Origin of the sequence: Comamonas sp. SCN 65-56, from assembly GCF_001724135.1 — a bacterium.
In the GTDB taxonomy this organism is placed as follows: Bacteria; Pseudomonadota; Gammaproteobacteria; order Burkholderiales; family Burkholderiaceae_C; genus Comamonas_C.
Genome location: NZ_MEDS01000011.1, coordinates 57,921 through 83,991, shown reverse-complemented (window position 1 = coordinate 83,991; position 26,071 = coordinate 57,921). Strand labels below are relative to the sequence as shown.

At 66.4% G+C, this 26,071-nt stretch carries 26 protein-coding genes; 11 read left to right on the top strand and 15 right to left on the bottom strand.

The genetic code is table 11. The features are described from left to right. Window positions 1-5: 5 nt before the first annotated feature. Complete coding sequence (locus ABS45_RS07995) at window positions 6-968, top strand: LD-carboxypeptidase (protein ID WP_291554785.1); 963 nt, start codon at window positions 6-8, stop codon at window positions 966-968. Between the two features lie 103 nt (window positions 969-1,071). After that, window positions 1,072-1,989, top strand: coding sequence for an adenylate/guanylate cyclase domain-containing protein (locus tag ABS45_RS07990; protein ID WP_291554784.1), 918 nt, complete (start codon window positions 1,072-1,074; stop codon window positions 1,987-1,989). Between the two features lie 18 nt (window positions 1,990-2,007). On the opposite strand, the gene ABS45_RS07985 is transcribed toward ABS45_RS07990, so the two are convergent. The 3 genes from ABS45_RS07985 to ABS45_RS07975 form a co-directional block, all read right to left on the bottom strand. Further along, window positions 2,008-2,859: a MinD/ParA family protein gene (locus ABS45_RS07985; RefSeq protein WP_291554835.1), complete on the bottom strand. Its 852-nt coding sequence runs from the start codon at window positions 2,857-2,859 to the stop codon at window positions 2,008-2,010. Window positions 2,860-2,869: 10 nt separating this feature from the next. Next, window positions 2,870-3,616, bottom strand: coding sequence for a GGDEF domain-containing protein (locus ABS45_RS07980; RefSeq protein ID WP_291554782.1), 747 nt, complete (start codon window positions 3,614-3,616; stop codon window positions 2,870-2,872). Window positions 3,617-3,709: 93 nt separating this feature from the next. Continuing rightward, window positions 3,710-5,389, bottom strand: a complete 1,680-nt coding sequence (locus ABS45_RS07975; protein ID WP_291554780.1) for a SulP family inorganic anion transporter — start codon at window positions 5,387-5,389, stop codon at window positions 3,710-3,712. Between the two features lie 31 nt (window positions 5,390-5,420). Here ABS45_RS07975 and ABS45_RS07970 point away from each other — a divergent pair, with 31 nt between their 5' ends. Further along, window positions 5,421-6,644 carry a PLP-dependent transferase gene (locus tag ABS45_RS07970; RefSeq protein WP_291554778.1) on the top strand — a complete coding sequence of 408 codons (1,224 nt, stop codon included), beginning with the start codon at window positions 5,421-5,423 and terminating at the stop codon, window positions 6,642-6,644. Window positions 6,645-6,796: 152 nt separating this feature from the next. On the opposite strand, the gene ABS45_RS07965 is transcribed toward ABS45_RS07970, so the two are convergent. Continuing rightward, a complete protein-coding gene (locus ABS45_RS07965) occupies window positions 6,797-7,375 on the bottom strand; it encodes an arylesterase (RefSeq protein ID WP_291554833.1) in 579 nt (192 codons plus the stop codon). A gap of 76 nt (window positions 7,376-7,451) precedes the next feature. On the opposite strand from ABS45_RS07965, the gene ABS45_RS07960 reads away from it, so the two are divergent. Next, window positions 7,452-8,156, top strand: coding sequence for an ABC transporter ATP-binding protein (locus ABS45_RS07960; RefSeq protein ID WP_291554776.1), 705 nt, complete (start codon window positions 7,452-7,454; stop codon window positions 8,154-8,156). Here ABS45_RS07960 and ABS45_RS07955 read toward each other — a convergent pair. Continuing rightward, window positions 8,147-9,568: a phospholipase D-like domain-containing protein gene (locus ABS45_RS07955; RefSeq protein ID WP_291554775.1), complete on the bottom strand. Its 1,422-nt coding sequence runs from the start codon at window positions 9,566-9,568 to the stop codon at window positions 8,147-8,149. The genes ABS45_RS07960 and ABS45_RS07955 overlap by 10 nt on opposite strands. A 229-nt stretch (window positions 9,569-9,797) precedes the next feature. On the opposite strand from ABS45_RS07955, the gene rlmB reads away from it, so the two are divergent. The 4 genes from rlmB (at window position 9,798) to ABS45_RS07935 (ending at window position 13,992) form a co-directional block, all read left to right on the top strand. Beyond that, entirely contained in the window at window positions 9,798-10,532 is a 735-nt protein-coding gene (gene rlmB, locus ABS45_RS07950) for a 23S rRNA (guanosine(2251)-2'-O)-methyltransferase RlmB (RefSeq protein WP_291554773.1), read from the top strand. A 114-nt stretch (window positions 10,533-10,646) separates the two neighbouring features. Then, a complete protein-coding gene (locus ABS45_RS07945; RefSeq protein WP_291554770.1) occupies window positions 10,647-12,569 on the top strand; it encodes an adenylate/guanylate cyclase domain-containing protein in 1,923 nt (640 codons plus the stop codon). Next, a complete protein-coding gene (locus ABS45_RS07940) occupies window positions 12,566-13,084 on the top strand; it encodes an SH3 domain-containing protein (protein WP_291554769.1) in 519 nt (172 codons plus the stop codon). Before ABS45_RS07945 ends, ABS45_RS07940 begins: the two co-directional genes overlap by 4 nt. Then, the gene (locus tag ABS45_RS07935) at window positions 13,081-13,992 is read left to right on the top strand and encodes a M48 family metalloprotease (protein WP_291554768.1); all 912 of its coding nucleotides are present in this window, start codon (window positions 13,081-13,083) and stop codon (window positions 13,990-13,992) included. Before ABS45_RS07940 ends, ABS45_RS07935 begins: the two co-directional genes overlap by 4 nt. Window positions 13,993-14,092: 100 nt before the next feature. Here ABS45_RS07935 and ABS45_RS07930 read toward each other — a convergent pair whose 3' ends face one another. The 7 genes from ABS45_RS07930 to ABS45_RS07900 all read right to left on the bottom strand — a co-directional run bounded on the left by ABS45_RS07930 (window position 14,093) and on the right by ABS45_RS07900 (window position 21,183). Then, complete coding sequence (locus tag ABS45_RS07930) at window positions 14,093-14,449, bottom strand: metalloregulator ArsR/SmtB family transcription factor (protein ID WP_291554766.1); 357 nt, start codon at window positions 14,447-14,449, stop codon at window positions 14,093-14,095. Window positions 14,450-14,460: 11 nt separating this feature from the next. Then, on the bottom strand, window positions 14,461-15,609 hold the full coding sequence (locus tag ABS45_RS07925; protein ID WP_291554832.1) for a bifunctional diguanylate cyclase/phosphodiesterase: 1,149 nt from the start codon (window positions 15,607-15,609) through the stop codon (window positions 14,461-14,463). Next, on the bottom strand, window positions 15,585-17,330 hold the full coding sequence (locus ABS45_RS07920) for a PAS domain-containing protein (RefSeq protein WP_291554765.1): 1,746 nt from the start codon (window positions 17,328-17,330) through the stop codon (window positions 15,585-15,587). The genes ABS45_RS07925 and ABS45_RS07920 overlap by 25 nt, the downstream gene beginning before the upstream one ends. 141 nt (window positions 17,331-17,471) lie before the next feature. Beyond that, window positions 17,472-18,233 (bottom strand): tRNA (guanosine(46)-N7)-methyltransferase TrmB, encoded by a 762-nt coding sequence (gene trmB / locus ABS45_RS07915; protein ID WP_291554764.1) that lies wholly within the window; start codon window positions 18,231-18,233, stop codon window positions 17,472-17,474. Then, window positions 18,203-19,153: a tRNA glutamyl-Q(34) synthetase GluQRS gene (gluQRS, locus tag ABS45_RS07910; protein ID WP_291554762.1), complete on the bottom strand. Its 951-nt coding sequence runs from the start codon at window positions 19,151-19,153 to the stop codon at window positions 18,203-18,205. The genes trmB and gluQRS overlap by 31 nt, the downstream gene beginning before the upstream one ends. Further along, entirely contained in the window at window positions 19,150-20,196 is a 1,047-nt protein-coding gene (locus tag ABS45_RS07905) for an FAD-dependent oxidoreductase (protein WP_291554761.1), read from the bottom strand. Before ABS45_RS07905 ends, gluQRS begins: the two co-directional genes overlap by 4 nt. A 48-nt stretch (window positions 20,197-20,244) precedes the next feature. Beyond that, a complete protein-coding gene (locus ABS45_RS07900) occupies window positions 20,245-21,183 on the bottom strand; it encodes a LysR substrate-binding domain-containing protein (protein WP_291554759.1) in 939 nt (312 codons plus the stop codon). A gap of 112 nt (window positions 21,184-21,295) precedes the next feature. Here ABS45_RS07900 and ABS45_RS07895 point away from each other — a divergent pair, with 112 nt between their 5' ends. Together ABS45_RS07895 and ABS45_RS07890 are read left to right on the top strand one after the other, a co-directional pair. Further along, complete coding sequence (locus ABS45_RS07895; protein ID WP_291554758.1) at window positions 21,296-21,997, top strand: pirin family protein; 702 nt, start codon at window positions 21,296-21,298, stop codon at window positions 21,995-21,997. Between the two features lie 144 nt (window positions 21,998-22,141). After that, the gene (locus tag ABS45_RS07890; protein WP_291554831.1) at window positions 22,142-23,059 is read left to right on the top strand and encodes an aspartyl/asparaginyl beta-hydroxylase domain-containing protein; all 918 of its coding nucleotides are present in this window, start codon (window positions 22,142-22,144) and stop codon (window positions 23,057-23,059) included. An 82-nt stretch (window positions 23,060-23,141) separates the two neighbouring features. On the opposite strand, the gene ABS45_RS07885 is transcribed toward ABS45_RS07890, so the two are convergent. The 3 genes from ABS45_RS07885 to gloA are packed head-to-tail and all read right to left on the bottom strand — an operon-like array spanning window position 23,142 to window position 25,021. Beyond that, window positions 23,142-23,870, bottom strand: coding sequence for an arginyltransferase (locus ABS45_RS07885; RefSeq protein ID WP_291554756.1), 729 nt, complete (start codon window positions 23,868-23,870; stop codon window positions 23,142-23,144). After that, window positions 23,867-24,619 carry a leucyl/phenylalanyl-tRNA--protein transferase gene (gene aat, locus ABS45_RS07880; RefSeq protein ID WP_291554754.1) on the bottom strand — a complete coding sequence of 251 codons (753 nt, stop codon included), beginning with the start codon at window positions 24,617-24,619 and terminating at the stop codon, window positions 23,867-23,869. The genes ABS45_RS07885 and aat overlap by 4 nt, the downstream gene beginning before the upstream one ends. A gap of 12 nt (window positions 24,620-24,631) precedes the next feature. Then, window positions 24,632-25,021, bottom strand: coding sequence for a lactoylglutathione lyase (gloA, locus tag ABS45_RS07875; protein ID WP_291554752.1), 390 nt, complete (start codon window positions 25,019-25,021; stop codon window positions 24,632-24,634). Between the two features lie 36 nt (window positions 25,022-25,057). On the opposite strand from gloA, the gene senB reads away from it, so the two are divergent. After that, the gene (gene senB / locus ABS45_RS07870) at window positions 25,058-26,038 is read left to right on the top strand and encodes a selenoneine biosynthesis selenosugar synthase SenB (RefSeq protein WP_291554751.1); all 981 of its coding nucleotides are present in this window, start codon (window positions 25,058-25,060) and stop codon (window positions 26,036-26,038) included. Window positions 26,039-26,071 lie beyond the last annotated feature (33 nt).

The following is a 26,071-nucleotide window of genomic DNA, read 5'->3' as shown; positions in this document are numbered from 1 at the left end:
ACCCCTTGTCTTCGACCCAGCACCACGATCACTGCAGCCACCATGCGGGCGCGCAGCATATTTACGTCTATTCGCCTTCCGGCGCGGTGCGCGACAAGGCGGCGCTGCGCCGCGCCGTCAAGCGTCTGCAGCAGCTCGGCCACGAGGTCGAGCTGGACCCGGATGCGCTGGCAAGCCACACCCGTTTTGCCGGCGATGATGCGACCCGGCTTGCCGCCATCCACCGCGCCGCGGCCAGTGGCGCCGACGTCGCCATGATGACCCGCGGCGGCTATGGCCTCACGCGCTTGCTGCCCGAGATACGCTACAAGCAGCTGGCCAAGGCGATAGAGCGAGGCACGCGCTTTGTCGGCATGAGCGATTTCACCGCGCTGCAGATGGCCTTGCTGGCGCGCACCGGAGCCGGCAGCTGGGCCGGGCCGCTGCTGTGCGCCGATCTGGGCACTGCAGATGAGCCGGACGAGATCATGCTGGCCTGCCTGCAGGACTTGTTCAGCGGCGAAGGCGAGGGCACGGGCTGGCGCCTGCCCAGGGACAGCGAAGACGTGCTGGCAGGCAGGGGACTGCAGGGCGCGCAGCTGTGGGGTGGCAATCTGGCTGTGCTGTGCGCGCTGGTCGGCACGCCGTGGCTGCCGCCCATCCAGGGCGGCGTGCTGTTTCTGGAGGATGTCGGAGAGCACCCCTACCGCATCGAGCGCATGCTGACCCAGTTGCTGTACGCGGGCGTGCTGGCGCGACAGAAAGCCATCCTGCTCGGACAGTTTACCGACTATCGCCGCACGCCCCATGACAAGGGCTTCACGCTGGCCACTTTGGTGGCATGGCTGCGCCAGCACACGCGCGTGCCTGTGCTGACCGGCCTGCCGTTTGGCCATGTGCCGACCAAAGTTGTATTGCCGGTAGGGGCGAAGGTGGCGCTGGCGGTCGAAGGGCGCGATGCACTCATGCTCTGGGGGCACATTCATTGACAACTTTTTCGGATTCTTTTGCAAGCGCATTCGTAACATAATGCACAGCATTCAACTCTGAGGATTTCCTCTGCCCAACGCAGCCAGCCCCTTCAAGACCGTGGTGTTCGCGGACATCGCGGGCAGCACGGCGCTGTTTGACGAGTTGGGCAACGCCGAGGCGACGCGCGCGGTCACCACACTCACGCGGCAAATGGGCCTGGCGATCAAGCACGGCGGTGGACGCGTGGTCAAGAAGCTGGGTGACGGCGTGTTTGGCATTTTCACCAACGGTGCCGATGCAGCTGGTTCCGTCGTGCAGCTCATGCGCGAGCAATACCAGGCAACCCGCGCACTGCCCGAATCGCAGCGCCTGGCGGTGCGCGTCGGCCTATGCACGGGTGAGATCGTTGAAGTGGAGGGCGATTGCTACGGCGACGCGGTCAATATCGCCGCACGTTTGTGCGAGCGCGCCGGGCCGGACGAAATTCTCGCCACCGAGGCCACGGTGCAGGAGCTCAGCGGGCGCCAGCGCAGCGGAGCAAACCGTCTGGGCCACATGGAGGTGCGCGGCCGCTCGGAAGCCGTCGTCACCTACCAGATCGAATGGCGCGAAGAAGAGGGCCAGGACAACCTGACGGTGCAGGGTGGCTTGCCCAGCGAATTGGGTGCACTGCTGTCGGGCGCCGGCGGCAATGGCCGACTTGAGTTTGATTGGCACGGCACGCGGCAGTGGTTCACTTCGGCTGCGGGCACGGTGTATATCGGCCGCGGCGCCGATTGTCATGTGCGCGTTGACGACCAGCGCGTCTCGCGCACGCATGCGCGCGTGGATTGGCGCCAGGGCAGCGCCGTTCTGACGGACTTGAGCAGCTTCGGCACCTGGGTGCGGTTTGCCGATGGCGCTGCGCCGGTGCAACTGCGCCGCGAAAGCTGTTTGCTGCACGGCGTCGGCGAGCTCGCGCTCAGCGTGCCGTTTGCCGACGATTCTGCGCCGCTGTTGCGCTTTTCGATTTCCGGCGGACCGACGCCGCAGCCGTAGCAAGGCGCCCGCTGGCGTTCAGCTGGCGGGTGGCAGCAGCGTGCTTTCGAATTTGCCGGCGAGCTGGGACACCGCCAGCGCCGCCGGGCTGCCCGGCATGTGCTGCACCAGAAGCTGACGCCGCATCACCGCATCGCGCACGCTGACGTCGGCCGGGATGTCGCCCATGTGGATCAGGCGCAGTGGCTGCCCCGAGCCGGTGGCGACAAAGCGATTGAGCACCTGCTGCAGCTGGCTGGTGATGGCCCGCCCATCGCCCGGCCGCGCCGTCTGATTCACCACGAGACGCACGTGCTGGCGATTCTGCTGCGCGGCCAGCACCTTGATGGCGGCGTAGGCATCGGTCAGTGAGGTGGGCTCGGGCGTCGCCACCACCAGCACCTCGGAGGCCAGCGAAACGGAAAACAGCACCACGTCGGAGATGCCGGCGCCGGTGTCGAGCAGCATTACGTCGTAGTGCGGCGTGAGCTGCTCGATCACGCGCAGCAACTCATTGCGCACCTCGGGGGTGAGGCGGGAATATTCCACCATGCCAGAGCCGGCGAGCACGACCGAAAAGCCGCCGGGCGTGGGCACCACCACGTCTTCGAGCTGCGCCTTGCCGGTGATCACGTCGTGCAGCGTGAGCTTGGGGTAGAGATTGAGCACTACGTCCAGATTGGCCAGGCCGAGGTCGGCATCCAGCACCAGTACGCGGTGGCCGCGGCGCGCGAGGGCCGCCGCCAGATTGGCGGAAACAAAGGTTTTGCCAACGCCGCCCTTGCCGCTGGTCACGGCAACGATACGCGCACCGGCGCTCTGGATCGGACCGCTGTTCTGCTCGGAGCTGGAGGCGGTGGGAAGGGGTGCGACTGGCTGCGCGTCGGGCATGGTGGGGGATTCAGTGGGCGCTGCCATGGTTCAAAGTCTCATTGGACGATAGATCGTCCCAGCCCGATGTTTTGTATAGCGGGGCCAAAAGCATGTTTTTTTCGTCAGCGGTCACGGTGCTGTCCGGCGGCTCCTCGATGCAGGCGTGGTTGCGCCCGCTCTGTTTGGCCTTGTAAAGCTGGGCGTCAGCGCGATCGGTCCACAGTGCGGTGGTACTGCGTATCCACTCGATGGTGTAGGCGCCGCCGATGCTGGCTGTAACGTTCAGTGTCACTGCCGGTGAAACGATCACCTGGGTGGCCTTGATGGCCTTGCGCACGCGTTCGGCCACGCGCTTGCCGAAACCGAACTGGCAGGCGGGCAGGATCACGGCAAATTCTTCTCCACCGTAGCGCGCCACGGTGTCCATTGGCCGCATGCACGCACGAATCGTGTGCGCCACCGCCTGCAGCACCAGGTCGCCGACGGGGTGACCATGGGTGTCGTTCACGTTCTTGAAATGGTCGATATCAATGATGAGCAGCAGCGCCGCCTCGCCGGTGCGTGCGACGCGGTCGATTTCACTTTCGAGTACCGCATTGAGGTAGCGGCGGTTGTGCAGGCCGGTCAGCGGATCCTTTAGGGAAAGCTCGCACAGCCCGTCGATCAGCGCCTGCAGGTACGCCGCGGGCTGGGCCTCAGGCGCTGGCAGTCGCTCGCCAAAGGACTCGGATACCAGGGCGTGGGCAGTGCCTAGACGCAGATCGCCGAGATCCATGGGGTTGCGCAAGTCCTGAAAAGTGACAGCTGAAGCGGGTTGGGCAAGTGTAACAGCGCCCCGGCAGCAGGACCCGGCGCTGCCATCTGTGAATCATCCGGTGGCGTAAAGTTTCTGCACGGCGGCGACCGCTTGCGCATCGGTGCGGTAGAGCGACAGATGGCTGTTGGGCTTCAATGCGCCGGCCACTTCCAGGGTCTGCTGCACCGGCAGCTTCAGGCCACTCACATGCAGCATGCCACCGCGGCTTTGCATGAGCAGCAGCAGGCGCACGAAGGCCTCGACGCCGGTGACGTCAATGCGGTTGATGGGCTGGGCGAACAGGCACAGGTGGCGCAGCTGCGGGCGGTTGGCGAACTCGTCGGCCACGCGTTTTTCCAGTGCGGTGGCGGAGGCGAAATCCAGTGCCGCATCCATGCGCAGCGCCAGCACCTGCGCCGGCAGCGCCGACAGATTCCAGAGCACGCGGTCGCGCAGCGTGCCGTCGGGATGCAGGCCGACCTCAATGATCCGCGGGTGCAGACGCTGAAAGAGGAAGTGGCTCAGGTTCACCAGCAAGCCGATCAGCACGCCCCAGTACATGCGCGGCGCGCTCAGCAGCGTGATGGCAAACGTCAGCAAGCCGGTGACGGTTTCCACGCGCGACAGGCGCCACAGCCGCAGCATGCTCATGGGCTTGATCAAGCCCTTGATGGCGACGATGACCACCGCCGCCAGCACCGATTGCGGCACGTGGAAGAGCAGCGGCACCAGCCACAGCAGGGCGGCGAGAACCAGGGCAAACGCAAACAGCGTGGCCCAGCCGGTCTGCGCACCGGCATACAGATTGAGCGCCGAACGCGAAAAAGAGGCGCTGGTGGGGAATGCGCCGCACAGGCCCGAGCTAACCTTGGCCAGACCATGGGCAATCAAGTCCTGGTTTTCGTTCCACTGCGTGCCGCCCTGGCCGTGGTCCACCTTGGCGCTGGAAGCGGTTTCCAGAAAGCTCACCAGCGTGATCACCATCACCGGCATGATGAGCGCGCTGAAATCGCTCCAGTCGAGCCAGCCGGGCAGGAACAAACTGGGCAGGCCCTGCGGCAGCGCGCCTATGACTGCGCCGCCGTGCGCCGCAAAGCCCAGCGCCCAGCTGGCGGTGGCGGTGAGCGCAATCACCACGATGGCCGCCGGAAAGCTGCGCCGCCAGCGCTGCATCGTCCACAGCAGCGCGATGCTCGCCAGGCCGAAGGCGGCCGCGCGCCATTCCAGCGACTGCCAGGAGGGCTGCTGCAGAAATGCGCGCCAGCCCGTCGTGAGTCCGAGCAGCGAGGGCAGCTGCGATGTCAGGATGAGCAGCGCCGCCGCCTGGGTGAAGCCGTTCAACACCGGCGATGTCACCAGGCTCAGCAGCCAGCCAAAGCGCACCACGCCCAGCGTGGCCTGCAGCAGGCCGGAGAGAATCGCGATCCACACCACCAGCGCCACCCAATGCGCGCTGCCGGGTTGGGCCAGACCGATGAGCGAAGCACCGGTGAGCAGGCTGGTCAGTGCCGTCGGCCCCACGCCCAGACGTACCGAAGAGCCCCAGAGTACGGCGACCAGCATCGGAATGAACGAGGCATACATGCCTGTGATCAGGGGCATGCCGGCGAGCTGGGCATAGGCTACGCCCTGGGGCACCAGCATCAGACCAACCGTCATGCCAGCCCAGAATTCGCCGCGCAGCAGTTCCCGGTTGGGGCGTGGCCAAGCCAGAAAGGGAAACCAGCGCGCGAGGTTCAAGGGTACGATCATCGATGAATTGTCGCAGCGCTACCATGCGGGGATGACACAGAAGCCAGACCCGCAGCACATCGCCACCACCCTGATTCACCACGCCTACGCACCGCCAGCCGCTTTCGAGGGCATCCAGCCGCCGGTGCACAAGGCGTCCACCGTGCTGTTTCCCGACGTTGCCGCCATGCGCAAGCGCCGCTGGCAGGACAAGAGCGGCTATACCTACGGACTGCACGGCACGCCGACGAGCTATCTGCTGGAGGAGCGCATCGCCACGCTGGAAGGCGGCAGCCACTGCCTGCTGGCGCCCAGCGGTCTGGCGGCCCTCAGCACCACCTCGCTGGCCTTGCTCTCGCAGGGCGATGAGGTGCTGCTGCCCGACAACGTCTATGGACCGAACATGGCACTCACGCTGGAGCTGCTGGCACGCTATGGCGTGCGCCATGCCGTGTACGACGCTATGGATGTGCAGGACCTGGCCGGCAAGATCACCTCGGCCACGCGCCTGGTGTGGCTGGAGGCGCCGGGCTCGGTCACCATGGAATTCCCCGACCTCATTGCCCAGGCGCGTCTGTGCCGCGAGCGCGGCGTCACGATGGCACTGGACAACACCTGGGGCGCAGGCCTGGCGTTTGCGCCGTTTGACCTGCTGGGTGATGCCAGCCTGGGTGTGGATGTTTCCGTGCACGCGCTCACCAAGTACCCCAGCGGCGGTGGCGACGTGTTGATGGGCGCCATCACCACGCGCGACGCGGCGCTGCACCGGCGCATTCAGGCGGCGCACATGCACCTGGGTTTGGGCGTGGGCGCCAACGATCTGGAGGTTGTGCTGCGCGCGCTGCCCAGCATGGCGCTGCGCTACCGCGCGCAGGATCTGGCAGCGCGTGAATTGGCGCAATGGCTGCGGGGGCAGGCGGCGGTAGCGCAGGTGCTGCATCCGGCGCTGGCCGGTGCGCCCGGCTATGCACACTGGCAGGCCCTGTGCTGCCGCCAGGGGGAAGGACAGGCCGCGGGCCTGTTCAGCGTGGTGGTGGATGCGCGCTACAGCAGCGCGCAGGTCGATGCCTTCTGCGATGCGCTCACGCTCTTTCGCCTGGGCTACAGCTGGGGTGGGCCGCTCAGCCTGGTGATGCCCTACCAGCTCTCGGCCATGCGCAGCCGCGCCACGCCGCACCTGGCCAGTGGCACGGTAGTGCGCTTCGCGATCGGGCTGGAAGAAGTCAATGACTTGCGCGCCGATCTGGCGCAGGCGATGAAGAGCGTTTTTGGCTGACGGATGGCTGGCTCCGGGCTCCTTCCCCCTTTGGGGGAAGGTTGGGATGGGGGCTGCGAGCGCTGGCGTCGCGACGGCAAGTGGCTTGATGCCCCGCTGGCCCCCACCCCCGCCCTCTCCCAGAGGGGGAGGGAGCGAAGGCGAGCACATGATCAGCGCAGCATGGGTGCCAATGCCTTCCAGACGTTTTCCATCATGAGGGGTTGCGCCCGCGCATTGGGGTGAATGCGATCAGCCTGAAACAGTTGCAGCGGCTCCGGGCCATCGGCAACGCCCGCGAGCAAAAATGGCACCAGCGCTGTCTTGTGCGTCTTGGCAGTAGTTTCAAACAGGGCGGCAAAGCGACGCGCGTAGTCGGTGCCGTAGTTGGGCGGCACCTGCATGCCCACCAGCAGCACCCTGGCGCGCGCCGCCTGCGCCTGCTGCACCATTTGCGCGAGGTTCTCCTGGGTGCTTTGCAGCGGCAGGCCGCGCAGCGCATCGTTGCCGCCCAGCTCGATGACCACCAAGGTGGGCTGGTGCTTGTGCAGCAGCACCTGCAGGCGCGAGCGTCCGCCGGCCGTGGTGTCGCCGCTCACGCTGGCATTGATCACCGTCGCCGCCATCTTCCGATCCGCCAGCCGCTGCTGCAGCAAGGCAACCCAGCCGCTGCCGCGTGCCAGGCCGTATTCGGCGCTCATGGAGTCACCCAGTACCAGGATCACCGGCGCCGGCGCTGCCGAAAGCGGCATGGCCGCGCAGCCCGCCAGCGCCAGCAGGATAAAGTCACGCCGGTTTGCACCGCGCCAGTTTTCTTCACCATCGTTCATGCCTGATTCCGAACTTTCACCTGCTTCGCCTCTGCTATCGGTACGCCACCTGCGCAAGACGGTTCTTGATGCCACCGGGCAGTTTGACATTTTGCGGGATGTCAGCTTCTCCTTGCACCGCGGCCAGACGGTTGCCATCGTCGGCGCATCGGGCTCGGGCAAGAGCACGCTGCTGTCCATCATGGCGGGCCTGGATACGCCCAGCAGCGGCACCGTGCTACTCGATGGGCAGGATGTGTTTGCCCTCGACGAGGATAGCCGCGCAGCGCTGCGCGCGCAAAAAATCGGTTTCGTGTTCCAGAGCTTTCAGCTGCTGGGCCACTTGAGCGCGCTGGAAAACGTCATGCTGCCGCTGGAGCTTGCAGGCCAGAGTGATGCACGGCCGCGCGCCACGGAAATGCTGGCGCGCGTGGGCCTGGCGCAGCGAGCGAGGGCCTATCCGCGGGTACTTTCCGGCGGCGAGCAGCAGCGCGTAGCACTGGCGCGTGCGTTCGTGGTGCAGCCAGCCTTGCTGCTGGCCGACGAGCCCACCGGAAGCCTGGATTTCGCGACGGGGGAAAGCGTCATGCGGCTCATGCTGCAGCTCAATCAGGAACAGGGCACGACGTTGGTGCTGGTCACGCACGACCGCGGCATTGCGGCGCGCTGCCAGCAGCGCATCACGCTGGAGGCGGGAGCCATCGCCGCCATCGATCAGAGCTGAAAGCCGATGGTCGCGACGATGCCTTCGGCGATGTCGCGCGGCCAGCTTGGCGCGCGGGCGCTCGCGCGCGTGCCCGTGGCGGCGGTCTGCTCGATCCAGCGCGCCAGCCATTCGATATCTTCGCGGTCGTGGAAGGCCGCCATCGCCTCGTAGTTGATGAACAGGCTGCGGCTGTCCAGGTTGGCTGAGCCGCACAGCGCGAGCACGTCGTCCACCACCACCGCCTTGGCGTGGATCATCGATGGCAGCAGGCAGACGTGAACGCCCGCCTGCACCAGCGTGCGCGCCGCCCGCCCGCGTGCCCAGTCCGCCAGCCGGTGGTTGGAGCGGCGCGGCAGCACCAGCGTGATCGCCAGGCCCCGCTTGGCCGCCAGCACCAGCGCTTCGAGCAGGCCCTCGTCGGGCACGAAGTAGGGCGTGGCCAGCAGCAGGCGGTGCTCGGCGTGGAAGGCGCTGGAGACCAGCAGCGCGTGCAGGATGTCCTCGTGGAAATCCGGCCCGCTGGGCACCCATTGCGCCAAGTGCGCCTGGCCTGCGGGCAGGGCCACGCCCGAGGCGGCTTCGCGCCGCGCGTAGCGTTCGGCGTAGCCCAGGCGCGGGGCGCGCCGGGCGCCACGGGCGATGCGCCAGTCGCTGTCAAACAGCGCCTGCGCCTGCGCCGCCAGCGGCCCTTGGGCGATGAAGCTCAAGTCGATCCACGCTGGAGCACCCACCTTGCCGATGAAGTATTCGTCGGCGATGTTGCGCCCGCCCGCCCACAGCAGCGCGCCGTCGGCGATCACCACCTTGCGGTGGTTGCGCAAATTGGTGCGCCCGCGCCCGGGCAGGCCGAGCGCGGGAACGAACAGGCGCGTGCGCACGCCCATGGCCTTGAGCATCGCGTCGTGCCGGTGCGCGCTCTTGAGGCTGCCGATGCTGTCCACCAGCAGGCGCACGTGCACGCCGGCGCGCGCGCGTTCGGCGAGAGCGGCGGCCACGGCGGCGCCCGTGGCATCGTCGCCCAGCACGTAGGTGCAGATATCGAGCGTGTGGCGGCTGGCGGCAATCACCTCGCGCAATTGCGCCAGGGCCTCGGGGCCATCGGCGGCAAAGCGCACCGAGGCTTGCGGGCGCGCGCCCGCCACGCCGACGGCGGCCAGCAGGCGCGTGGCCCAGGGCGCGGCCGCGTGGCTCCAGGACCCGGCGGGCACGGGCTGGCTGCGAGTTTCAGGGCGGATGAGCTTGCGCGTGCCGAAGATCAGAAACAGCGGCAGGCCCAGATAGGGGAAGGCCGCGATCCCGAGCACCCAGGACATCGCGGCGTAGGGCGGGCGCCGTTGCTGGCGTATGCGCGTGATGACGACGTAGGTCAGCAGGCCCACGGCGACGAAGGCGCCATGTTCCAGGGGCGAGATGTGGGGCAGGGCGAGCATCGGCGTGGTCAGAGCTTGGGAGGAAATCGCCCGCGCCCGAAAGGCGCACCAAAACGCTGCCAATCGAGGCGCAAAACGCAGTCATAGCTCGGGCTATGGCGAGTATTTGCAACGAAGAGTGGCGGTGTTTTGGCGTGCAAGGCAGGCATGGGTGGTTTCCTCTGAAGCTCTCGGTGGATGCGCCGATGATGCCCGAGAGCGGTGTGCCCGCGCGCCGATAATCCCGGCCATGGCTGATCTCAAAGTGCTTTTTGGCTTTCACGCGGTGAGCGTGCGCCTGAAGACCGCGCCCGCGAGCGTGGTCGAAGTCCTGCATGACCCCTCGCGGCGCGACGCGCGCATGCGCCAGTTCGTCGAGCGCGCAAAAGAGGCGGGCGTACGCCTGGTGGAAGCCGATGGCCTGCGCATCGCGCGTCTGGCCGGCACCCATGGCCACCAAGGTGTGGCGGCGCGCGTGCAGGAGCTGGCGCGTGGCCATTCGATCGACGATCTGCTCGACGGCCTGAGCGTGCCGCCGCTGCTGCTGGTGCTCGACGGCGTGACCGATCCGCACAACCTCGGCGCCTGCCTGCGCGTGGCCGATGGCGCCGGCGCGCACGCCATCATCGCGCCCAAGGATCATGCAGCCGGCATCAACGCCACCGTCGCCAAGGTGGCCAGCGGCGCGGCCGAGACCGTGCCATACTTCATGGTCACCAACCTGGCGCGCCAACTCGATGAGCTCAAGGAGCGCGACATTCGAGTCGTTGGTACCAGCGACGATGCACCGCAAACGCTGTACCAGGCCGACCTGCGCGGCCCCGTGGCGCTGGTGCTGGGCGCCGAAGGCAGCGGCATGCGCCAGCTCACGCGCAAGCGCTGCGATGCGCTGGTCTCCATCCCGATGCGCGGTGCAGTGGAGAGCCTGAACGTCTCGGTTGCCAGCGGCGTGTGCCTGTATGAAGCGCTGCGCCAGCGTGGTTGAAACTTGAGTCAAATTGGGCATTGGCGCAATGCTGGCAAGCGCTGACAGCTACAACATCAATAGTTTCTGGCCCAGATATTGACGCCACGGCATGCGCCCGAGATACTGCGCTTCGTGGCTGAACCTGCGCGATCAACCCTGTGGCTTGCACGGCTGCGCGAGCGCTTCGGCAGACGCACCTTGTATGCCTTGCTCGGGGCGCTGCTGGCGCTGTTGACGCTGGCCGACTTGATGCACTGGCACGCGCTCGATGCGCTGGACAACCGCGTGGGCGATGCCCTGCTGCGCCTGGATGCCGCGCGGCGCACGCCACCGCAGGACGTGGTGGTGGTGGATATCGATCAGCCTTCGCTGGTCGATCCGCAGATGCTGGAGATCGCAGGCACCTGGTCCTGGCCACGCGCCATCCATGCCGAGCTGCTGACGGCGCTGACAGCGCACCAGCCGCGCGCCATCGTGCTGGACATCATTTTGTCTCCGCAGGACCGGCTGCACCCGGAGAACGATACCGCGCTGGCGCAGGCCATGCACGATGAGCGCATCTTCGTGCCCATGATCCTGATGGAAGATTCGGCGCAGCAGGCACCGCTGGCACTGGCACCCAAGGCGATGGGCCTGCGCGCCGGGCCGCAGGCCGACCCGCAGGCGCGCTACGGCATCGATGCGCCGATTGCGTTGCCACCCGAGCTCTGGCGCACCGGCTACATCAACTTCATCAAGGATGCCGACGGTATCGGCCGCAGTACCGAACTGGGGCGCGAAACCCAGGGCTGGTGGCTGCCGCACATCATCGGCCGCGTTGCCGAACTGCTGCATTTGCCCGAGCCGCAGACGCCGCGCTTTCGGCTGCACTGGTATGGCAAGCCGTTCACGCGCATACCGTATGCCAAGGTGTATCTGGCAACGCAGACTGAAGGCGCTGCGCTGCCGTTTGACCCGGCGGGCAAGATCATCGTCATCGGCGCTACCGCCAGCGGGCTGCTGGATTTCGTGCCCACGCCGGTGAACGCCACCACGCCGGGCCCCTTCGTGCTGGCAACGGCGCTGGCCAATCTGCAATCGGACGACTGGCTGCGAGAAGTACCGGACTGGGTCAACCCCGCGCTGGCGCTGGTGCTGATCGCGGCCATGGGGATCGGCTTTGCGTCGCGTGCTTCGCCGGTCTGGCCGGCCAGCATCCTGGCCACGGTAGCGCTGCTGACGCTGGGCATGTCGGTGCTGCTGCTGCGTGTCAACCTCTACTGGATGCCGGTCTCGTCGCTGGCGATGGGGGTGCTGGCCTTGCTGGCCTTCGGCCTGCTGTCTTCGCGCCTGGAGATGGCCCAGCGCCACCATGTGCAGGCGATGTTCTCGCGCTTTGTCGATCCGCGCATCGTGAACCGCCTGTCGGAGACGCAGCAGGTGGCGCAGGCCGAGGTCTCCGCCAGCCGCGAGGTGACAGTGCTGTTTTCCGACATCCGCGGCTTTACCAGCCTCTCCGAGCACCGCCAGCCGGAGGAAATCGTCGCGCTGCTCAACCGCTATTTCGAGATGCAGGTGCAGGTGATTTTTCAGCACGGCGGCACGCTGGACAAGTTCATCGGCGATGCCATCATGGCCTTCTGGGGCGCGCCGGTGGCGCAGACCGACCACGCCGAACGGGCGGTGCGCGCGGCGCTCGGCATGTCCGAGGCGCTCGAGCGCTTTGCCGCCGAGGTCGCGCGTGAGCTGCCGGGCACGGTGTTCGAGATCGGCATCGGCATCCACAGCGGCCCGGCCGTGATCGGCTTTCTCGGTACCTCGCAGCGGCTCGATTACACCGCCATCGGCGATACGGTGAACCTGGGCAGCCGCATCGAAGGCTGCACCAAGGGCATTGCGCGCATCCTGGTGTCCGAATCCACCCGCGCGCTGTGCGGCGACGCTTTCGGCTTTGTCGATCACGGCGCCTTCACCGTCAAGGGGCGCGATCAGCAGGTGCGTTTGTACGAGCCGCTGCCTACAATGCGCCGCACAGGGACGGGCAGACAGCCCGCAAGCGAAGGAGGTGAGTCATGAACCGGATGCCATTGAAAAACGGCTGGCGCTGGCTGGCGCTGCTGGCAGCGCTGGCGTGGTCTGCGTTGGCGGGCGCACAAACGCACGAGGTGACGACGGCCACGCAGTTGCGTGCCACGCCCTCGCTCAACTCCATGGTGGTGCAGCAGCTGCCCATCGGCGCTCCGTTGCAGGCGGTGCAGACGCAGGGCGGCTGGCTCAAGGTGCAGTCCGGTCAGCACCAGGGTTGGGTGCGGATGTCGCACGTGAAATCGATGAGCGCCGCCAGACCGGCGCCCGCGACCGGCGGGGGCAACGCACTCGCCGGCCTGTTCACCGGCTCCAGCTCTGCGCCAACGGCAACCACCGGTACCCGCGGCCTGACGCAGGAGCAGTTGGCCAATGCCCAGCCTGCGCCGCAAGAGGTACAGCAGCTGGAGCGCTACGTCGTCAAGGCCGGCGATGCCCAGCAGTTTGCCCGCGGCGGCAAGCTCAGCGCGGTGAAGATCACCGATTACGACGGAGGTGGGCAATGAAGCGCGTTGCGTTCAAGCGCTGGCTGGCGCTCGGAGCCTGCGCCGCGCTGCTGGCCGGCTGCGAAACCATGCCCTCCGGACTGAGCGGTGCGCTCGGCAGCTTGGGCGGCGGCTCGTCGGGTGGCGGTGTGGTGAGCGGCGTGCAAAACGTCGTACAAGGCGCTTCTGCCGCCTTCAAGGACTACAGCCCGCAGGAAGAGCGCGAGCTGGGCTCGGGCTTTGCCTCGGTGCTTCTGGGCGCGCGCCCGCTGCTGCGCAACGACGAGCTGCAGCGCTACGTCAACCGCGTTGGCTTGTGGGTTGCCGGACAGACCGATCCGCGCAAGGACGGGCAGGGCAAGCCGGCGTCCTACGACTGGCGCTTTGGCGTCATCGATTCCGACGCCGTCAACGCCTATGCCACGCCGGGCGGCTATGTGTTTGTCACCAAGGGCCTGTTGCTTGCGCTCAACTCCGAGGCCGAACTCGCCGGGGTGCTGGGCCATGAAATCACGCATGTGCTGCATGGCCACTATCTGTCGGCCGTCAAGAAGGGCGGCTTCGCGCAGATCGCCGGCGGCATCGTCGAGGCACGCAGCGGCAACAGCCAGCTCAGTGGCGCCATGATTAATATGGTGCGCAACATCTACGCCAAGGGTCTGGACCAGTCCGACGAGTACGACGCCGACCGCTACGGCATGCTGTGGGCCGCGCGTGCCGGCTATGCGCCAGCGGGGCTGATGCAATCGCTGCGCGTGGTGGCCGGTGGCTCGGCGCAGGATGCCAACTACCAGCTGCTGCTGGCTACGCACCCGCCGGCGCAGGAGCGCATCGCCAGGCTCGAGCCTCTGATGAACGGCAAGTTTTCTGGCATTGCAGGCGCCAGCAACGAGCAGCGCTACCTGGCCATGCGGCGGGTGCTGCGTTGAGCCAGCCTTGGGTCCTGCGGTCATCTCCATCATTGCGGAGTTCATCGCCACCACCGCACAGGGCTGCTGACGGCGCATAGCTGCCGATGCCGGCGCCTTGCTACTCGGCAGCAAGTGCCTGATCGGCCGCGACCTGGCTGCACAGGGTGCGGCACAGCGCCACCACGTCGCGGTTGGCTATGCGGTAGAAAATCTGGTTGCCGCGGCGTTCCTTGTCCAGCACGCGCGCCTGATAGAGCAGATTCAGGTGCTGGCTCAGGTTCGGTTGTGTGGTGACGACGCTGTCCAGAATTTCCGAGACATTCTTCTCGCCATGGCACAGCGTATTGATGATGCGTATGCGTATGGGCGTGGACATCAGCCGGAAGATCTCCGCCGCCCGTGCGAATACCGCGTCGCTCGGTTGAAACACCAAGGGTTCGTTATCGACTGTGTCCGCTGGCTCGGGCTTGGGCATGGCGGCTCCCACTATAAACCAGCGGCGCCAGCCGTATCCTGCAGCCGATGCGGTGCTGCGGCGATGGCTTCGATCGGTTGGGGCTTGCTGAAAAGATAACCCTGGTAGGCATGGCACTCGCGCAGCCGCAGCCATTCGAACTGCTCCGGCTCCTCGATGCCTTCGGCCACCACCTGCAGCTCCAGGGTTTCGGCCAGCGCCAGGATGGTTTGGGCAATGGCGGCGTCGTCCTGGTCCGTCAGGATGTCGTTGATGAAGGATTTGTCGATCTTGAGCACATCCAGCGGCATGCGCTTGAGGTAGCTGAGCGACGAATAGCCGGTGCCGAAATCATCCAGCGAGAAGCCGGTGCCCAGCGCGCGCAGCAGGTTCATCTTCTCTATGGTTTGCTCCACGTCGCTGTGGAACATGCTTTCCGTCAGCTCCAGGCGCAGCCGGTGCGGATCAGCTCCGCTGGCAGCCAGGGTACGCTGTACGGTGGCGACGAACTCCGGGTCGCGGAACTGCCGCGCGCTGATGTTGACGGCGACGGTCAGATGCGCCGTCTCGGGCGACTGGGCCCATTGGGCGAGCTGATGGCACGCCGTCTGCAGCGCCCAGGTACCTATGGGGATGATGAGCCCCGAGTCTTCCGCCCTGGCGATGAAATCCAGCGGTGGCACCATGCCGCGCTCCGGGTGCTGCCAGCGCAGCAGTGCCTCATAGCCCAGCGGCCGCAGATCACTGTCCACCACCACCTGGTAGTACAGGCGCAACTCCTCACGCGGCAGCGCCAGGCGCAGGTCGGCCATCAGGCTGGCATGGGTCTCCACCTCCGCCTGCATGCTCGGGTCAAACATGCTGACCTGGTTGCGCCCGCGGGCCTTGGCGCGGTAGAGCGCCATGTCGGCGCGCTTGAGGATTTCCTCCTGCGCTGTCGCCTTGCCTTGAAACAGCGACACGCCAATGCTGGACGAGGTATGCACCGTGTGCCCGCCGAATTCATAGACCTGCTCCAGCGCCTCGCGGACCTTCTCGGCAATGGTTTGCGTCTCTTGCATCGCACCGACCAGGGTGGCGCTGAGCTCGTTGACGAGCACGACGAATTCGTCGCCGCCCAGGCGCGCCACGGTGTCGCCGGGCCGTACGCTGTGGTTCAGGCGCCGCGCGACCTGGCGCAGCAGCTCATCGCCCTGGTCGTGCCCCAGCGTGTCGTTGATTTCCTTGAAATTGTCCAGTCCGCGCTCTTTCCCATCGCCGTCTGGATGTGCTCGTACAGCAGCCGCCGGTTGGGCAGGCTGGTGAGCGCGTCGTACAGCGCCATCTGCTGCGCCGCTTCCTCGGCCTCCTTGCGCTGGGTGATGTCGGCGCGGATCGAGATGTACTGCACCGGAATGCCTTCATCGCCGATGAATGGCACGATGGTGGTCTGCACCCAATAGAGCGAGCCATCCTTGGCGCGGTTGCAGATTTCTCCGTTCCAGATTTCGCCGGAAGAGATCACCTTCCACATCGCCGCGAAAAAACCCTTGGGATGCAGGCCGGAATTGATCACCCGGTGCGTCCTGCCCAGCAGCTCGCTGCGTTCGTACTTGGAGATCTGGCAGAACTTGTCGTTGACCTTGATGATCACGCCGCGGGCGTCGGTGGCGGCGACGATGGCATGCGCATCCAGCGCGGCGCGCAGCTCGGAGACTTCCTTGAGCGAGGCTTCCACCAGCATGCGCGCGGATTCCTGCACAGTGGTGTCGGTGATCATCACCACCAGGCCTTCGTCGGAGGCGCTGCCCAACTGGGGCGAGGCGACCAGGTGAAAATGCTGGGCCGGTGCCCCTTCTGCATCGAGCTGGACATCCAGCTCGGTGGTTTTGGCCTGCAGCGCCGCGCGCAAATCGCGCTCCAGGCTCTGGCGCTGCGCCTGTGGCCATTGGTCCAGCCATGGCGTGTCCTGCAGCGATTCGAGCGCGGCGCCGATGCGCCGGGTATGGCGCGGATTGGCATAGCGCACGTTGAGGTTGGCATCGAGCTGCACCAGCTCCAGCGGTATGTCGTTCAAGAGCGCCGCCAGCTTGCGCTTTTGCTGATCAATGGTGCGCTGGGAGACTTCAAGAATTCTTTGCCGACGCTGCACGACGATGAACAAGGTCAGCCTGAAGGCCAGAAAGTAGGCCGCAATCTTGATCAGGTGAACGGCCACGCCGACACCATCGAGTCGACCCATGTGCCCGATGTAGGCCATGTTGGAAACACCGAGGACGAAAGCCATGCTGGCCAGTTGCAGCCAGTGCGAGCCGCCATCGCGCCGCCAGCGGTAGTACAGCAGCGCGGCGCATGCGGCGTCCAGCAGCACCAGCAGGTATTGCATCAGCATGCCGGGGGAAGTCGGGGCGGCGTCGTTGCGCAGCCATTGGATCAACCAGACCGGGTGCGTGGAGCCGATGTTGCCAATGGCCAGGGCGATGGCCGCGGCAGCGGCAAGCCAATAGCGTTTTTGCCCCGAGCCGCGCAGCTTCAGCCCGAAGGCGAACAGCACCAGAACCTCCGCCACGCGCGCCAGCTGCCGGTACCAGACGGACTCCGCGCTGGCCAGGCTGCCCGCGGGCCCAAGCAGGCTGTGGTAATCAAGCGCATGCAGCAAGTCCAGCAGCGCCACCAGCGTGAGGCCGAAGATCAGCCAGTTGTCGCGTCCCCGCGCTGCGGGATTGCGGTCGTACCAGACGATCGCCACGGTCATCGCGCACAAGAGGATGGAGCAGAGCTCAAGCGCCAGGTGCGCCTCCAGCCGGCGCGCGTCAGAGGGAAGGGGATCGGCGAGGCCGGGGATCCAGGCAAACGCGGCCCACAAGAGCAGCGCGCCCAGGCAAATGCTCCATTGCGTTTTCGTGCGCGCAGTGTGTGACATCCTGTAAAACCGATGGCAACGGCCGCGGCACCGGAATCGACCCGTCGTTTTCGTCCCGCAGCGTCTTTCTGCGAGTCATCCTAGCAACAATTCAGCGCTTGCGCATCTATGGATCCACCAAATACGACAACTGTGGTGTTGTCACAAAATTTGACAATTGCCGTAGGTCCCGCGCCGGAACACGAGATCCCAGACCCCATGCCCAAGGCGCAGGCCGCGGTTTTCAAACTTGGTCAGGGGCCGGTAGGCCGGGCGCTCGGCCCAGTCCTGCGACGTGTTGGCCAGCTGCGGCTCGCCAGAGAGGACGTGCAGCATCTGCTCGGCATAGGGCTGCCAGTCGGTGGCGCAATGCAGATAGCCGCCGGGCTTGATGCGGCTGGCCAGCAGGGCCACCAAGGGCGGCTGGATCAGGCGGCGCTTGTGGTGGCGTTTTTTGTGCCACGGATCGGGAAAAAAAATGTGCACGCCATCGAGCTGATCCGGCGCGAGCATGTGCGTGAGCACTTCCACCGCGTCGTGGCGCAGGATGCGGATGTTGGCAATGCCCTGCTCGCCCATGCGCCTGAGCAGCGCACCGACGCCGGGCTCATGCACCTCGCAGCAGAGAAAGTTGTCGTCCGGCCGCAGCTGGGCGATATGCGCCGTGGCTTCGCCCATGCCAAAACCGATCTCCAGGATGAGTGGCGCCTGCCGGCCAAACGCCTCGGCGGCATCCAGTGGCGCCTGCGCATAGGGCAGCAAAAAGCGAGGGCCCAGCTCGGAGAGTGCTTTTTCCTGTCCGGCCGTGGTGCGACCGGCGCGCAGCACAAAGCTGCGGATGCGTCGCTGGGGCGGCGCTTCATCCGAAGGGGGGAGGAGCGGGGGGCTGTCAGTCACGGCGCGCGATTGTAAAAGCGCGGCCATGCGGCGACCCAGAACGCCAGCGCATCCGCCACGCTACTCGCCTTGGGCGCAGCGGGCAGGCCAAGGGCGGCGGCTGCGTGCGCCAGCGCCTGCAGCGGGCGTGAGCTGTCGATGGCCGGTGCACCCTGTTGCTTGGAGAGCTTCTCGCCGTCGGCCGCACGCACCAGCGGCAGGTGCAGGTAGCGCGGCGCGGGCAGGCCCCATGCCGCCTGCAGCAGCATCTGGCGCGGCGTGTTGTCGGCCAGGTCTTCGCCGCGCACCACGTCCGTCACGCCTTGATCGCCGTCGTCCACGACCACCGCCAGCTGGTAGGCCCACAGGCCGTCGGCGCGGTGCAGGATGAAGTCGCCGACTTCGTGCGCCACATCCTGCTGTTGTTCGCCCAGGCGCCGATCCTGCCAGTGCACTTGCTTCTTATCTATCAAAAACGTAGCTGATCGCGCTTTCTGCATATGCGCTGAAGGCCAATTTTTCATGAATTTCTGAGTATTGAAACGCCAGGCGCGGGCGGGCTTGCCGTTCAGGCCTTCGCGGCAGGTGCCGGGGTAGGGGCGCTCGCCATGGCGTTCGTGCTGCCGGCCTTGCGCTGCCAGCGCGGCGTCGATGTCGCGCCGCGTGCAGCCGCAGGGGTAGGCCAGCTGGCGCTGCTGCAGCGCTGCCAGCGCCTGCTGGTAGCGCGGGCTGCGCGTGGATTGCCACAGCACCTCCCCGTCCCAGGCCAGGCCGCAGGCGCAGAGCTGGGCGAGGATGATGTGCGCGGCAGCGGCGCTGCAGCGCGGGGTATCGACATCTTCGATGCGCAGCAGCCATTGACCGCCGCAGGAGCGCGCATCCAGCCAGCTCGCCAGCGCGGCCACGAGCGAGCCCGCATGCAGCGGTCCGGTAGGCGATGGGGCGAAACGACCGACGTAGCGGGTCAAGGGTTTGAACAGAGCGCGAGTGCCAGTTCCAGCCCCGAGACGAAGGCGTCTTCCAGCCGATGGCCCAGGCACCAGTCGCCGCAGGCGCCCAGGCCCTCGGCGGCATCCCAGACGAAGGGCTGTCCCAGTGGGGTTTGCGTTTGCGCATGCGGCCACAACAGCACCTGGGCGTCGCTGGGTGTGGCGCGGATGCCGGTGATCTCGGCAAACGCGCGGGTGAGCTTGTCCTGCACACGCTGCGGGCTGTCGTTTTGGTGTTCCGCCGACCATTCGGGGCTGGCCTGCACCGTCCAGCGCTCGATCTGCGCGCGCCCGGGCTTGGACGATTCGCGCGCCAGCCAGGCGATGCGGTGGTGCGTGCTGCGCGCCGCGTTCCACTGCGGCCCCAGCGTGGTCAGGCCCGGGCGCACGGCCTGGGCGAAGCCCAGCATCAGCGTCCAGCAAGGGGCCATGCGCACCTGCGCCAGCGCGCCAGACCAGGCGGTCTGGATGCCCGACGCTTGCAGCAGAGCCTGGGCCTGGGGCACGGGCAGCGCCAGCAGCACGGCATCAAAGCCGGCGATGTCGCCATCGGGCGCATGCACTTGCCATTGGCCGCGGCTCCTGGAGAGGCGGCTGACGCCGAAGTAGGTGCGCAGCCCGGTGAGCGCGGTGGCCCAGCGTGCCACCAATGCGTCCATTGCCGGTTCGGCCACCCAGTGCGGCTCACCGGGCGGCGGCGCGGCGCTGACCACTCGCCCGGCCCCGTCCAGCACGCGCACCGTGCTCACGCTCCAGGGACGGCACAGACCGGGCGTGGTTGCCAGCGCCTGGGCAAAACGCGCATCGCGCACGGTGAAATACTGCGCGCCGGCATCGTGGCTGCCGCAGGCGCTCTGCACGGCGCGTGTGCGGCCACCGGGAGCATCGGCCTGCTCCAGCAGCGTGACGCGGTGCCCGGCCTGCTGCAGCGTGCGTGCGCAGGCGACGCCTGCCATGCCGGCGCCGATGATGGCGTAGTGCCGTGGGGTTCGAGGGCGCTTGGCGGAGGGTTGTGCGGGCATGGCGGGCTTTCAGGTGGGACAGTGCCTGCACTCTACACGCCTTGTTCCCTACGCAAGATGGTGCCCCTGCAGCAACGCGCGGCGGGTGATCGGGCTGTGCAAATGATCCAGCCACCACTGCAGCGCCCGCCCGCGCGAGCGCTTGCCGAAGTCGCACCAGGCGTAGGAAAGCCGCGTGGTGCGCGCCACGCGGCTGACTTCACGCACCACCAGTTGCCCCGCATCGATATAGGGCTGCGCCATGGGCTGAGGCAGATAGCCCGCACCCAGGCCGCGCAACTGCGCACGCAGCTTGGTGGCAAGGCTTTGCACCGTCAGCACTTCCTGCCCGGGCAGCAGGCCGAGCGTGACGCCATGCCCGAGCGCGGAATCGGCCACCGCAACCATGCGGTGGCGCATCAGCTCTGCGTCCGCTATGGGCTCATCGGCCGTTGCCAGCGGATGGTGTGGTGCCACCGCAAACACAAAGCGCAGATCACCCAAGGGGGCAGTGCGCAGATTGGCCAGCGGCGGCGCTTCCACCGCGACGCCAATGGCCAGGTCGGCCTGCCCGCGCGTCAGCTGTTCCAGCGTGCCGGTCAGCGTACCTTCGCGCCAGCGCAGGCGCGTGGGGCAGCCGATGGCGTAGAAGGCCTCGATCAGCTCCAGCATCGTGGTGCGCGCGACGACGCCATCGACCGAGAGCGTGAACCGTGGCTCCCAGCCGGTGGCCACGCGCTGCACGCGCTGGGCGACGGCGTCCATCTCCGCCAGCAGGCGTTCGCCTTCGGCGAGCAACTCGCGTCCGGCTTCGGTGGCGACGGCCTGGCGGCGGCTGCGGTCAAACAGCAGCACATCCAGCTGCTGCTCGATCTGGCGCACGCGATACGTCAAGGCGCTGGGCACCAGCGCCAGCGCGCGCGCGGCCGCCGCGAAGCTGCCGTGGGTGGCGATGGCTTGCAGCAGGCGCAGGTTGTCGGGTGTGAGCATGTCTCCTGCGTTTTGCATTGGTTTGGCTTTTGAGTTCAAAACGTTTGAATGATGTCATCAAAATGCACGACTCGGCAAACCCTACTGCCAGCCCTACATTGGAGGCATCCATCACTCACAGGAGAACGCCATGCTCACGCTTCGCAAATCCCGGGACCGCGGCTATGCCGACCACGGCTGGCTCAAATCGTTTCACAGCTTTTCGTTCGCGGGCTACCACGATCCGCGCTACATGGGCTGGGGCAATCTGCGCGTGATCAACGAAGACCGCATTGCCCCCGGCAGCGGTTTTGGCACGCATGGCCACCGCGACATGGAAATCATCAGCTATGTGCTCTCGGGCAATCTGGCGCACAAAGACAGCATGGGCAATGTCAAGGGCATCCCGCCCGGTGACGTGCAGCGCATGAGCGCCGGCAGTGGCGTGATGCACAGCGAGTTCAACCACGCGCAAGGCCAGCAGACGCATTTCCTGCAGATCTGGATAGAACCCAATGTGCAGGGCATTGCGCCGAGCTATGAGCAGACCACGGTGCCTGCAGATGCCAAGCGCGGGAAGCTGCGTCTGGTGGCGGCGCCCATGGGGCAGGGCGGGGATGTGGGCATCCACGCCGATGCACGGCTGTATGCCGGGCTGTTCGACGGCGCGGAATCGGCCACGCTCGCGATCGACCCCCAGCGCAAGGCCTATGTGCACCTGGTGCGCGGGCAGCTTGCGGTGAATGGCACCGAGCTGACCGGTGGCGACGCGGCGCTGTTGGAAGGTGAGTCGGAAATCGCCCTGGCGCAGGGCAAGGAAGCCGAGGTGCTGGTGTTTGACCTGGTTGCCTGACCTCGAAATGGCTGGCCGTACAGTTCGTGCTGCATGGCCAGCGCGCCCGCGGCTATTCGCCTTGGGCGAAAATCAGGGTTTGCATCCATCGCTCTGGCGGCCGCCCTCGGCTGCTTCGAGGCGCTCGTGACCCTCATGGCAAAAATCCTTGCACTCGCCGTCGTCCTCACCTTTCTGCTCTCGGGGCTGTACATGCACCTGCGCGGCAGGGTGCGGCACAAGCCGCTGCGCCAGTTGTTCGACCACTCCACCTTTACCGCACCGTTCAACGTCTTCATGCTGGCGTTTTCCCGCGTGCCGCGCACGCCCTACCTTCCGGTGGCGACGTTTCCGGAGCTGGTGGAACTGGAAAAGCACTGGGAAGAGATCCGCGCAGAGGCGCTGGACCTGGCGCGCCAGATGCGCATCCGCGCACCCATCGCCAATGACGATGCCGGCTTCAACTCGTTCTTCAAGACCGGCTGGACGCGCTTTTATCTCACCTGGTATGGCAAGCCACACCCCTCGGCGCTGGAGTTCTGCCCGCGCACCACGGCGCTGGTACGCGCCATTCCCAGCATGAAGGCGGCCATGTTCACGCAACTGCCACCGGGCGCCAAGCTGGGCCTGCACCGCGATCCGTATGCCGGTTCGCTGCGCTACCACCTGACGCTGCAGGCGCCCAACGACGACCGCTGCTTCATCAATGTCGATGGCCAGCCCTACAGCTGGCGCGAAGGCCAGGGCGTGATTTTTGACGAGACCTTCATGCATTGGGCCTGGAACGACACGGACGGCCAGCGCATCGTGCTGCTGTGCGACATCGAACGGCCCATGACCAACCGCTTCGCGCAAGCCGTCAACCGCTGGATCGCCCGCCACGTGCTTGCCGCGGCCAGCTCGCCCAACGAGGAAGGCGATCCGCGCGGGCTCATCAGCCGGCTGTTCAAGATTTCCTTCTACGCCGGGCAATACCGGCGCCGCTTCAAGCAGTGGAATCGCTCGGCCTACTACGCGGTGAAGTACGGCTTGATGCTGGCGGCGCTGGCGCTCTTTGTCTGGTGGCTGGTGCCCGCACGCTGAGGCGGCAGCCTGAAAAATTGCAATCGTTTGTATAGCTCGCTACGCACTACTGGCATGCGCCAGAGGCACTTTGGATGCTGCTTCAGTCGTCGAAGCGCTGCCACTTCCCCTGCAGTCGCAGCTCATACGGCCTGAAGTGGGTCTTGTAGTTCATCTTGGGGCTGGCGGCAATCCAGTAGCCCAGGTACACGTAAGGCACGCCGATGGCCTTGGCCTGCTCGATTTGCCACAGGATGTTGTAGGTGCCGTAGCTTGCGCCTTCATCGGGTTCGTAGAAGGTGTAGACCGCCGACAGGCCGTTGTCCAGGATGTCCAGCACCGAAACCATCTTGAGCACGCCCGTATCCGGTTCGCGGAATTCCACCAGGCGCGAATTGACGCGACTTTGCAGCAGAAACTGGGTGTACTGGTCGATGCTGTCGTGGTCCATGCCGCCACCCGCATGGCGCGTGTTCTGGTAGCGCAGGTAGAGCTGGTAATGCTCGGGCATGTAGCACAGGCGCAAGGTGCGCACCTGCAGGCTGGCGTGGCGCTTCAAGGCGCGGCGCTGGCTGCGGTCCGGCTTGAACTCCTGCGCCAGCACGCGGATCGGTGTGCAGGCATTGCAGCCTTCGCAGTGCGGGCGGTAGGTGAACATGCCACTGCGGCGAAAGCCCTGTGCCACCAGTTCGGAATACACGCCGCTGTGGATCAGATGGCTGGGCGTGGCCACCTCCGAGCGGGCGAGGTGCCCGGGCAGATAGCTGCAGGCGTAGGGCGCCGTGGTGTAGAACTGCAGCGCCTGCAGAGGCAGGTCATTGAGCTGGGTCATGCCGCATCGTCACGAAGCAAAAGCTGGTCCCAGCATTGTGGTGCAAAACGCCAATCCAGCGCTGGCAGTGTCTGTGCCATTGCAATGTGCGCCAGAAAGTCCTCGCGCTCGATCTCGCGCGCACCCAGCGACGCCAGGTGGCCGGTGTTCTGCTGGCAGTCGATGAGCGCTACGCCCTGGCTGCGACACAGTGCCACCAGAGCTGCCAAGGCGATCTTGGAGGCATCGGTGGTATGCGCGAACATGGATTCGCCATACACCGCACGCCCCAGCGCCACGCAGTACAGACCGCCGACGAGCTGACCATTAACCCAGGTTTCCACGCTGTGGGCAAAGCCGGCGGCATGCAGTTGCTCATACGCCCGCACCATCTGCGGCACGATCCAGGTGCCGGATTGCCCGGCGCGTGGCGTGCTGGCGCAGGCATGGATGACCGCGGAGAAATCGCTGTCCACGCGCACTTCGCGGCCCGGCGCGGCGCGAAAGCGCTGCAGCGTCTTGCGCAGCGAGTGATGCAGGCGAAACTCCGTCACCGGCAGCACCATGCGCGGCGCGGTGCACCACCACAGGATAGGCTGCCCCTCGCTGAACCAGGGAAAGATGCCCTGCGAATAGGCCGCCACCAGATGCGGCACATCCAGGCGCCCGCCGGCGGCCAGCAACCCGGGCATGGGGCTGGCGGCGTCCCAGCTCTCGCCGGGCTGGGGAAACGGATCGCCAGGATCAAGCCAAGGCAGGGCGCCGGTCATGGCGGCAGGCAGTCATGTCGTTCTTTGGATCAGCTCGATCTTGTAGCCATCCGGGTCGGTGACAAAGGCGATCACGGTGCTGCCGCCCTTGACTGGCCCTGCCTCGCGTGTGACGTTGCCCCCGGCAGCCTTGATTTTTGCGCAGGCGGCGTAGGCATCGGGCACGCCGATCGCGATGTGGCCGTAGGCGCTGCCCATGTCGTAGCTTTCCACGCCCCAGTTGTAGGTGAGTTCGATCTCGGCCTGGCCGGGGTTGCCGCCGTCAAAGCCGAGGAAGGCCAGCGAGTACTTGTATTCTGGGTTTTCGCTGGTGCGCAGCAGCTGCATGCCCAGCACCTGGGTGTAGAAATCGATGGCGCGTTGCAGGTTGCCGACGCGCAGCATGGTGTGAAGAATTCGCATGCGCTGGATTATGGCAGGCCTGACAGAATCGCCGGCGTGCGCCCCTTGCCTTGCATTGAAATCGTCACGCCGTCGCTGCCAGGCAGCGATAACGGCAATGCCCATACCGCCGGACTCTGGGCGCACTGGCTTGCGCCTATGGCCCAGGTACGCATCACCACCGCCTGGAGCGGCGATCCTGCGGCTGCGCTGATCGCGCTGCACGCCTGGCGTTCGGCGCCAAGCATCGAGCGCTTTCACGCTGCGCATCCGGGCCGTCCGCTGGCCATCGTGCTCACCGGCACCGATCTGTACCGCGATCTGCCGCGTGAAGCCGGCGCACTGCAAGCACTGCGACGGGCCAGCCATCTGGTGGTGTTGCAGGCGAAAGCGCTGCAGAGCCTGCCACCACTTGCCGCCCATGTGCGCGTGATCGAGCCGTCAGCCCGGCGCCTGGTGCGCCAGGACCAGGCGCGGCGGCATTTTGATTTTGTGGCAGTCGGCCACTTGCGCGACGAAAAAGACCCTCAAGTCCTGATGGATGCCGCCAGACTGTTGCCTGAAACCTTGGCCAATGGTCTGCCACCGCGGGTGCTGCATGTCGGCGCCGCTTTGCAGCCGCATTGGCAGCGGGCCGCGGAAATCGCACAGCGCGAACTGCCCCACTATCACTGGCTCGGCGCTGTGCCGCATCACACTGCCCGCCGCTGGATGGCACGCGCCAGAGCTTTGGTGCACATGAGCCGCATGGAGGGCGGGGCGCATGTGGTGATCGAGGCGATTCGCTCCCTGGTGCCGGTGCTGGCCAGCCGCATCGACGGCAATGTCGGCCTGCTCGGAAGCGCCTACGAGGGCTACTTCCCGCCGGGCGACGCACAGGCCTTGGCCAGGCTGATGCAGCGCTTTGCCGCCGAGCCGGCGTTTGCGCGGACCTTGGCCGCGCAATGCGCGCTGCGCGAACCGCGCTTTGCACCCGCGGTGGAGCAAGCGGCCGTGCGGGCGCTGGGGCGCGACCTGCTCACCAGCAGCATTTCGTAGCTGCCGCGACAATGACAGCCTCTTCAACCCTAC

What these genes read in the sequence shown, in the direction of transcription:
- ABS45_RS07985 (WP_291554835.1), bottom strand. Translation starts at nt 2,859, where the DNA reads ATGCCCGACGCGCAGCCAGTCGCACCCCTTCCCACCGCCTCCAGCTCC.
- ABS45_RS07980 (WP_291554782.1), bottom strand. Translation starts at nt 3,616, where the DNA reads ATGGATCTCGGCGATCTGCGTCTAGGCACTGCCCACGCCCTGGTATCC.
- ABS45_RS07975 (WP_291554780.1), bottom strand. Translation starts at nt 5,389, where the DNA reads ATGATCGTACCCTTGAACCTCGCGCGCTGGTTTCCCTTTCTGGCTTGG.
- ABS45_RS07970 (WP_291554778.1), top strand. Translation starts at nt 5,421, where the DNA reads ATGACACAGAAGCCAGACCCGCAGCACATCGCCACCACCCTGATTCAC.
- ABS45_RS07965 (WP_291554833.1), bottom strand. Translation starts at nt 7,375, where the DNA reads ATGCCGCTTTCGGCAGCGCCGGCGCCGGTGATCCTGGTACTGGGTGAC.
- ABS45_RS07960 (WP_291554776.1), top strand. Translation starts at nt 7,452, where the DNA reads ATGCCTGATTCCGAACTTTCACCTGCTTCGCCTCTGCTATCGGTACGC.
- ABS45_RS07955 (WP_291554775.1), bottom strand. Translation starts at nt 9,568, where the DNA reads ATGCTCGCCCTGCCCCACATCTCGCCCCTGGAACATGGCGCCTTCGTC.
- rlmB (WP_291554773.1), top strand. Translation starts at nt 9,798, where the DNA reads ATGGCTGATCTCAAAGTGCTTTTTGGCTTTCACGCGGTGAGCGTGCGC.
- ABS45_RS07940 (WP_291554769.1), top strand. Translation starts at nt 12,566, where the DNA reads ATGAACCGGATGCCATTGAAAAACGGCTGGCGCTGGCTGGCGCTGCTG.
- ABS45_RS07935 (WP_291554768.1), top strand. Translation starts at nt 13,081, where the DNA reads ATGAAGCGCGTTGCGTTCAAGCGCTGGCTGGCGCTCGGAGCCTGCGCC.
- ABS45_RS07930 (WP_291554766.1), bottom strand. Translation starts at nt 14,449, where the DNA reads ATGCCCAAGCCCGAGCCAGCGGACACAGTCGATAACGAACCCTTGGTG.
- ABS45_RS07920 (WP_291554765.1), bottom strand. Translation starts at nt 17,330, where the DNA reads ATGTCACACACTGCGCGCACGAAAACGCAATGGAGCATTTGCCTGGGC.
- trmB (WP_291554764.1), bottom strand. Translation starts at nt 18,233, where the DNA reads ATGGCCGCGCTTTTACAATCGCGCGCCGTGACTGACAGCCCCCCGCTC.
- ABS45_RS07905 (WP_291554761.1), bottom strand. Translation starts at nt 20,196, where the DNA reads ATGCCCGCACAACCCTCCGCCAAGCGCCCTCGAACCCCACGGCACTAC.
- ABS45_RS07900 (WP_291554759.1), bottom strand. Translation starts at nt 21,183, where the DNA reads ATGCAAAACGCAGGAGACATGCTCACACCCGACAACCTGCGCCTGCTG.
- ABS45_RS07895 (WP_291554758.1), top strand. Translation starts at nt 21,296, where the DNA reads ATGCTCACGCTTCGCAAATCCCGGGACCGCGGCTATGCCGACCACGGC.
- ABS45_RS07885 (WP_291554756.1), bottom strand. Translation starts at nt 23,870, where the DNA reads ATGACCCAGCTCAATGACCTGCCTCTGCAGGCGCTGCAGTTCTACACC.
- aat (WP_291554754.1), bottom strand. Translation starts at nt 24,619, where the DNA reads ATGACCGGCGCCCTGCCTTGGCTTGATCCTGGCGATCCGTTTCCCCAG.
- gloA (WP_291554752.1), bottom strand. Translation starts at nt 25,021, where the DNA reads ATGCGAATTCTTCACACCATGCTGCGCGTCGGCAACCTGCAACGCGCC.